The 6,745-nt window shown below is 39.8% G+C and carries 6 protein-coding genes and 1 pseudogene; 3 read left to right on the top strand and 4 right to left on the bottom strand.

The genetic code is table 11. The features are described 5' to 3' along the window. Together KFE26_RS22970 and eco are read left to right on the top strand one after the other, a co-directional pair. A pseudogene (locus KFE26_RS22970) lies at positions 1–422 on the top strand (IS5-like element ISSod6 family transposase); the annotation flags it as partial. A 258-nt stretch (positions 423–680) separates the two neighbouring features. Beyond that, on the top strand, positions 681–1,232 hold the full coding sequence (eco, locus tag KFE26_RS22965) for a serine protease inhibitor ecotin (RefSeq protein ID WP_212601826.1): 552 nt from the start codon (positions 681–683) through the stop codon (positions 1,230–1,232). An 86-nt stretch (positions 1,233–1,318) separates the two neighbouring features. Here the strand turns inward: eco and KFE26_RS22960 are convergent, their stop codons facing one another. The 4 genes from KFE26_RS22960 to KFE26_RS22945 form a co-directional block, all read right to left on the bottom strand. Continuing rightward, positions 1,319–1,594, bottom strand: coding sequence for a hypothetical protein (locus KFE26_RS22960; protein ID WP_028759892.1), 276 nt, complete (start codon positions 1,592–1,594; stop codon positions 1,319–1,321). Then, positions 1,587–3,575, bottom strand: a complete 1,989-nt coding sequence (locus KFE26_RS22955; protein ID WP_212601825.1) for an ATP-dependent DNA helicase RecQ — start codon at positions 3,573–3,575, stop codon at positions 1,587–1,589. Before KFE26_RS22955 ends, KFE26_RS22960 begins: the two co-directional genes overlap by 8 nt. A 348-nt stretch (positions 3,576–3,923) precedes the next feature. Further along, a complete protein-coding gene (locus KFE26_RS22950) occupies positions 3,924–4,262 on the bottom strand; it encodes a hypothetical protein (RefSeq protein WP_105252539.1) in 339 nt (112 codons plus the stop codon). Between the two features lie 167 nt (positions 4,263–4,429). Continuing rightward, positions 4,430–4,957 carry a hypothetical protein gene (locus KFE26_RS22945; protein WP_212601824.1) on the bottom strand — a complete coding sequence of 176 codons (528 nt, stop codon included), beginning with the start codon at positions 4,955–4,957 and terminating at the stop codon, positions 4,430–4,432. A 580-nt stretch (positions 4,958–5,537) separates the two neighbouring features. Here KFE26_RS22945 and KFE26_RS22940 point away from each other — a divergent pair. Continuing rightward, complete coding sequence (locus KFE26_RS22940) at positions 5,538–6,653, top strand: tyrosine-type recombinase/integrase (RefSeq protein ID WP_212601823.1); 1,116 nt, start codon at positions 5,538–5,540, stop codon at positions 6,651–6,653. The last annotated feature ends 92 nt before the right edge of the window (positions 6,654–6,745 follow it).

The raw sequence follows: 6,745 nt of genomic DNA, 5'->3' as shown, positions 1-6,745 counted from the left end.
TTGGTAAAAGTCGAGGCGGTAATTCAACCAAAATTCACTTAGCCGTCGACAGCGGAGGATTACCGATTTATTTCGAATTATCAGAAGGCCAAAAACACGATATTACACACGCCCCCAGCTTAATTGAGCACCTGAAGCAGGTTGATACCGTAATTGCAGATAAAGGTTATGACAACGATGCTTTTCGTGAACTTATCGCAAATAAAGGCGGGAAATCTGTTATTCCAAGGCGCCGCTATAAGAATACACCTCAAGAAAGAGTCGATTGGTGCTTATATCGGTATCGACATTTAGTGGAGAATGCTTTTGGAAGAATTAAGCACTATCGAACAATATCAACAAGATATGACAAGCTAGCAAGAAATTACGCCAGTATGGTGTCACTGGCGTTTATGTTAATGTGGCTGCCGATGTATTGCTGAACAACATTTGTACAGCAAAGATCAACAGACCCTAGTCATAAAACAGCCACAGCAAAGAATTGAAATAGCTGCGAACTTAACAAAATAAATCATTGGAAAGTGTAATTAACCCTTATTATTCTGATTGATAAAAATTATTTGAGTAAAACTAGATTTTTTATTGAATAATTTAACCCTTTTTTACCTCTGCTGCGTTTATAGGGAGCAGAACACAGACAAATTTATCGACATCAATTCAGTTCGATTAGGAGAAACAAAATGAAATTGAAGACCTTATTTAGCGTTAGCGCTGTTCCCCTTGCATTTGCAGTATTGTCATTCAATGCCGCGGCGGTGAGCCCACCACATCCAACAGGGTTAAATGCGCCTATGATCAGTATTCAACGTTTCGATCCAAAAGATTACAGCGCACAGGAAGCCACTAAGATGTTCCCTGCTCCGGCAGCAGGTATGGTGCAGCACATTTTAAGTTTACCTAAATTAGAAAACGAAGATGACTACATGGTCGAAATCCAAATTGGTCAGACTCAAATGGTTGATTGCAATAAGTATGGATTAAACGGGGAATTGAAGGAACTGACAGTGCAAGGTTGGGGTTATAACTACTATCAAGTGGATGAAATCGCTGAAGGCCCAAGTACTATGATGGCCTGTTTCGAATTGGCGAAGAAAGAAGCTTTTGTACGTATTCCGGGTGAACTAAAAATGCGCTATGACAGTCGCTTGCCTAAGGTGTTTTATCTACCAGAAGGCGCTGAACTGCGTTTCAGAACTTGGAAAGTAGATTCAACCTATCAATATTCCAAGTAAATAGCCGAATTTAACTCTTGCGTCATCAATCAAATGCGCTTCGAGTCTTTGCTGATTGATAAAAGCAAAGACTCGAAGCGCATTAACTAGAATCGTTTAATTCTAACGACTTGCATAATTTCTATTTCAAAACCTGCCACAGTTTCTGTCTCTGGGTAATAGATGACATTGATCTTTTGCCCTTGCAGATTACGATACTTTTTGACCCGTCTAAATTTAAACGGCACGTCACAATCTTCAATCATAACAGTATGTTGTATCCACTCCGCCTTTTCCCTTTGCATATGCGAAACCACAGTCACACCTTCAGAGTGAACCAAATGTTCATGGGTGGCTAACATCTTTTTTACGGCCTTATTCATGTTCAACTCTTTTATCATCTAGTTGCGACAACAGTGACTCAACTTTCTGTTTAATTTCAGCATATCTCAATTTTTCACAGCGGCCGAAACCACTCAACTTACGCACTTGAAAACGACTCACCAAAGGAACTGACATGCCAGCGAGGCAACGACAATAGGTATCAAGTGATAAAGCATCAATGCCTTTGGCCGTTAAATGGTGCTTCAACTCATGTAAATCAGCCAACATCTGCTGATCTGTCGGCCAAGTCGGTTCCGTCGAATAACTCAACTTAGCGAAATGACCGCGGCAGACACTGCAATGACCGCAGACCGCCGGTGTCTCATTATCATCAAAATAACGGGATAAATTGTGGCTTAAGCACGTCTCAAGCTCAAAAAAGCGGACTAACTGTGCTATTCGCGCAATTTCTTTCTGCTCTTTATCAATAAAATAATGGTACAACTCATCGATGAGTTCCGGACGCGCTAATGCGGCAACATCCACCCGATACACATCGGTAATTCGTTTGGTTTCTAATTCAATTAACTGATGTTCTGCTAAATATTCCAGCGCGGCCAACACGCGACTGCGTTCATGGCCCGTCGCACTGTACAAGGCATCAAAATCTAACGCGCCCCATATTTTCTTCATCTGCGTATGATTAAAAATTTGCGTCAAAAACGCCTGCCGTTCGGAATTAAAGCGGCTCAGAATGGCGTGTTTATCCACTAAAAATTTGTAATTAACATCGGCGTAATAAGCAAATAACGGCTTAACCACACCTAGAATCTCTAGCTGTACAAGTAACGTTTTTAATGGCAACTGGCGAATATTACTCGCCGTCGACACGCCATTAAGCTGACATTCCCACTGAGCAGAATCTTGTTCAAGTCGAATAGCTTCAATGACTTGCGCTATACCTTCCCGCTCAGGCGTATCGCCATACACAAAATTTTCAACGGTATTGAGTCCGTCAAGATTGGCTAAAGTCACACAATGGGATAACGCACCATCACGCCCTGCTCTGCCGATTTCTTGACTGTAGTTTTCAATGGATTTAGGCAAATCATAGTGGATCACAAAACGGATATTGCTCTTATCTATTCCCATACCAAAGGCGATGGTAGCAACCACCACTTGCAGCTTATCCTGCATAAAATCATTTTGAATTTGTTGACGTTTTTCATCTTCAAATCCAGCATGATAAGCACTGGCGACGATGCCTTGTTGGCTCAAGAGTCGTGCAACCGTTTCGGCGGTTTGCTGTAACGTCACATACACAATACCAGCACCTGAGAATGATGTTATCTGGTTAACCAGTAAGGCATTTTTCTCTTGAGTCGACACGGGCAGAACTGTCAAATCTAAATTGGGTCGATAAAATCCCGTTTGTACTATGTGTTCGGGCGCAATATCGAAGCGCTTGGCCATATCCAGTTTCACTTTACGTGTCGCGGTGGCCGTCAGTAACAGTACCAGCGGGATCTCAAGCTCGCGCCGATAATCGGGTAATTTAAGGTAATCAGGCCGAAAATTGTGGCCCCATTCTGAAATACAATGCGCCTCATCGACGACCAGCATAGACAGCGGAACCGATTGAATAAACTGCCTAAAGCGTTCATTTTTGAAACGTTCCACCGAGACCATTAAAATTTTCAATTTGCCAGAGCGCGCATCTGTCATCACTTGCTGACTCTGCTCGGCGCTTAAGGTTGAATCTATGCTGGCCGCATGAATTCCCTTAGATTGCAAAAATTCCAGCTGATCTTTCATCAAGGCGAGTAAAGGCGAAATCACTAAACTCAAATGGGGTAACTGCAATGCTGTAAATTGATAACAAAGGGATTTACCAGAACCTGTCGGGAAAATCGCTAAACTCGACTTCCCTGCCAACAGTTGTGTTATCGTTTGCGCTTGACCAGGACGAAATTCAGAAAACCCGAAATCCTGCTGCAATAAACTAACGTATGGATTGGTTTCCGGAATGGGATTGAACATCAACCGTCCTTTACACTTATCCTTACCACCCACAAAATTCGGGCATACCGCAAGAAAAAGATTCAGCATTAAGTGAGTCGACTAGTCTAGCAAATTTTGACGTACTTTACGGAGTTAATTAGCAACAACTGAGTTTTCAAGCCAACTTAACTGCTCATCAGGAGCGTAATTACAGATTCGAATTTTGTTGTAAAACAATGATTAATATAGGATTAATTTTATTTTTTAGTCGGCAATTAAATATGAAAATAAAACCGATTTGTAAAAATATAAATCCTATATCTCCTATGAAAAAACAAGACGTCAGATGAATCTCAGCAAAAAATACATCTCCGATAAATTGAGCATTTAAGGTTTTCTAGCAAGATATAGATTGATCAGCGACGTCAGTTTGTCCTGAAATCTTTCTTCAAACCCATCAATGTCACGCCCTATAGAAACTAAATATTTAGTTGCCTGCTCACGCGAAAGCAGCTTATTTGCAAGACTATATTGCATCTCTTCTAAGGTTTTATCATATCTTGGGATCAATACCCAAGTGCCAACATCGACGTCAAAATGTTGCATCGCTTTCTGGGCTAAAGCACAAAAAGCCTCAATATGATCTACGCCATCAGGTCCGAGACAGCCAGGTTCAATTCGGCATAAAACCGCAATTTTCCTATCGTTTGCAATACTTAAACTCATCTCTAATGCCCCGCGTTATCTAGTCGTAAACATAAGATCTTAACAGTAATTTTACGTGTCTGCACAGATAAGTCACGGCTAACTTACCTTTATTAGATAATCCATTTTAGGCAATAGAACAACTGTAAAACCATATTCTTCAAAACATAGATCCGCGTTTTTTTGTTCTATTCATCAATAATGTCGCCTACAATATCCTCATCAGTATGCTGTAAAACATTAAACGAAATATTTTCATTATGCTCTGACAATAGGGTATCAATGGCTTGGTCAAAACTGTCTAACTTTTGAGTTTCCATATAACGTTTTAACCTCAAAATAATATCCCTGCTCAGCTCAATATGAGACTTTTTTTGCCGTTTTTTTATTTGAGATAATTCTTTGCGAACCATACGCCAGCCAAAATCAGTAAAATACTGATTGAGCATTTTGTTTACATTAGTAAGCTCGCTGTCTATCCGCAGTGCCTTTTTGCGTAATCGGACCAATTCATTTAGTTGTGTCACCAACTTAGAATAGAAAACTGTTTGTAACTCAGTGTCACAAAACCAATCCGCTTTAGATGCCACAGCTTCAGGATTGATAAGGCGATAAATTAAGGGTAAGGCAAAAATTAATTCTGCTTCCTCAAGCAATAATAATTTTCTCCCTGCTGTTGGTTTGTCTTGTTGATATATCCAGGCTTGCGGTTCCATAAATACGTTTCTTTAGTTAAGCATGCGTTTAATGCGGATGAAATAAATGGGACCTCATGCTAGTACAAATCGATAAGTATTAATATATGGTTCAACCATTTTTTGCGTGTAATATCGATTCCTTATGCTTCCTTTTACTTTAGGAAGAATAACTCAACTCGTATCAGGTCAAATACCTGATAAGCTGTTGTACTTATTAGCTTAAATTTCATCCAATAGACAAGCCTAGTTTAGCGGCATTCCATTCAATAAAATGGTTAAACCATTCTTTAAAGTTGTGATTCTTTGGCTAACCAAGTTCGAAACCACCGCATATAGAAAGTACGAATTTCATACTATTTTTGCTTTTAATTCTATATCCGCATAATTAATCGCCATTGTTCAAACAGCTTTATCTTGGCTATTTTTTTAACTAAAAAAACCAACTAAATGCTATTTAATGCGCCCTATTCCGATAACAGAAGTTTATTTGAACAAATAAGCACTCTACCAGTGATAATGACGATTATCACTAGTAGATGTAGGTGTGATTTGCGTATAATTACGTCTTCTTAATTCGATATCAGGTGACTTCAACGGCATGTCTAAAATGATCCGGACAAATAGTAATGCTCAAAATAACACCAATGTAACGAATGAAAGAGTGACTGGATCAGATCATCACAATAATAACCGTGCTGAACAGCCACGTTTTTTTGAAGAGACTTTCCTACCACAATCTGTTCGAAGTGATTATTTAAGTGCTGCCGAAGAAACTGAATATGAAATTTCAGCCAACACCCGCCGTGTTTATAATACGAGCTATAGTCTATTTAGCCGTTATTGTGCGGAGCACCAACTGCAGGCCCTGCCCGCAGATCCAAGAAGCGTAATTTCATTTATTGGTTATCAAAAAGAATTGATCCAAGAAAGCACTGGCGTTCAACTTTCAAAGCAAACATTAACCACAAGGTTGGCAGCCATTCGCTACCATCATATTCAAGCGGGATTCCACTCACCTACCGAGCACCCTCTGGTGATCAGAGTGATGCGTGGCTTGAGCAGAAATCAATCTCGCCATGTGAGTGATTATGATCAACAACCGATTATGTATGATGAAGTGGAAATGCTCATTCAAGCTATCGATGAACAAGTGCAGCCATTAACCCGAGCAAGAGACAAAGCCATTATTCAGTTAGGATTACAAGGTGGGTTTCGCCGTTCTGAACTTGCAGATATAAAAGTTCAATATGTCAGTTTTTTACGCAATAAGCTAAAAGTGCGCCTACCTTATTCGAAGAGCAATCAGCAAGGTCAACGGGAATGGAAAGACCTGCCGGATCATGAACCTTTTGCAGCACTCAACGCGGTAAAAAATTGGTTATCACTCGCCAATATAGAGGATGGACATTTATTTAGATCGCTTTCCCGTGATGGGAAATATTTACGCCCTTATCAAATAGTAGAACATCACTCTGAAGCTAATTCAAGTTTACATAAAAATAGTGGTTTTCTCACGGGAGATGACATTTATCGCATCATTAAAAAATATTGCACAAAAGCGGGCCTACCTGCAAAGTTTTATGGTGCCCACAGTTTGCGCAGTGGTTGTGTGACTCAACTCCATGAAAATGATAAAGATCATTTATACATTATGGCCAGAACTGGCCATACCGATCCGCGCTCACTTCGCCATTATTTAAAACCAAGAGACTAAAACCCAAAAGACTAAAATAGATCATGACTCGATAATAATAAATTTATATTTTACCTAAAATAAAATAGTAATGTTACTGTTAAATATAAAAC

The organism is Shewanella sp. M16 (genome assembly GCF_018224605.1).
Lineage (GTDB): Bacteria > Pseudomonadota > Gammaproteobacteria > Enterobacterales > Shewanellaceae > Shewanella > Shewanella oncorhynchi.
Note: the sequence above shows the minus strand (reverse complement) of the source record. Positions and strands in the feature narration are given on the sequence as shown.

Coding starts and splice junctions, on each gene's coding strand:
- eco (WP_212601826.1), top strand. CDS start 681: ATGAAATTGAAGACCTTATTTAGCGTTAGCGCTGTTCCCCTTGCATTT.
- KFE26_RS22960 (WP_028759892.1), bottom strand. CDS start 1,594: ATGAATAAGGCCGTAAAAAAGATGTTAGCCACCCATGAACATTTGGTT.
- KFE26_RS22955 (WP_212601825.1), bottom strand. CDS start 3,575: ATGTTCAATCCCATTCCGGAAACCAATCCATACGTTAGTTTATTGCAG.
- KFE26_RS22950 (WP_105252539.1), bottom strand. CDS start 4,262: ATGAGTTTAAGTATTGCAAACGATAGGAAAATTGCGGTTTTATGCCGA.
- KFE26_RS22945 (WP_212601824.1), bottom strand. CDS start 4,957: ATGGAACCGCAAGCCTGGATATATCAACAAGACAAACCAACAGCAGGG.
- KFE26_RS22940 (WP_212601823.1), top strand. CDS start 5,538: ATGTCTAAAATGATCCGGACAAATAGTAATGCTCAAAATAACACCAAT.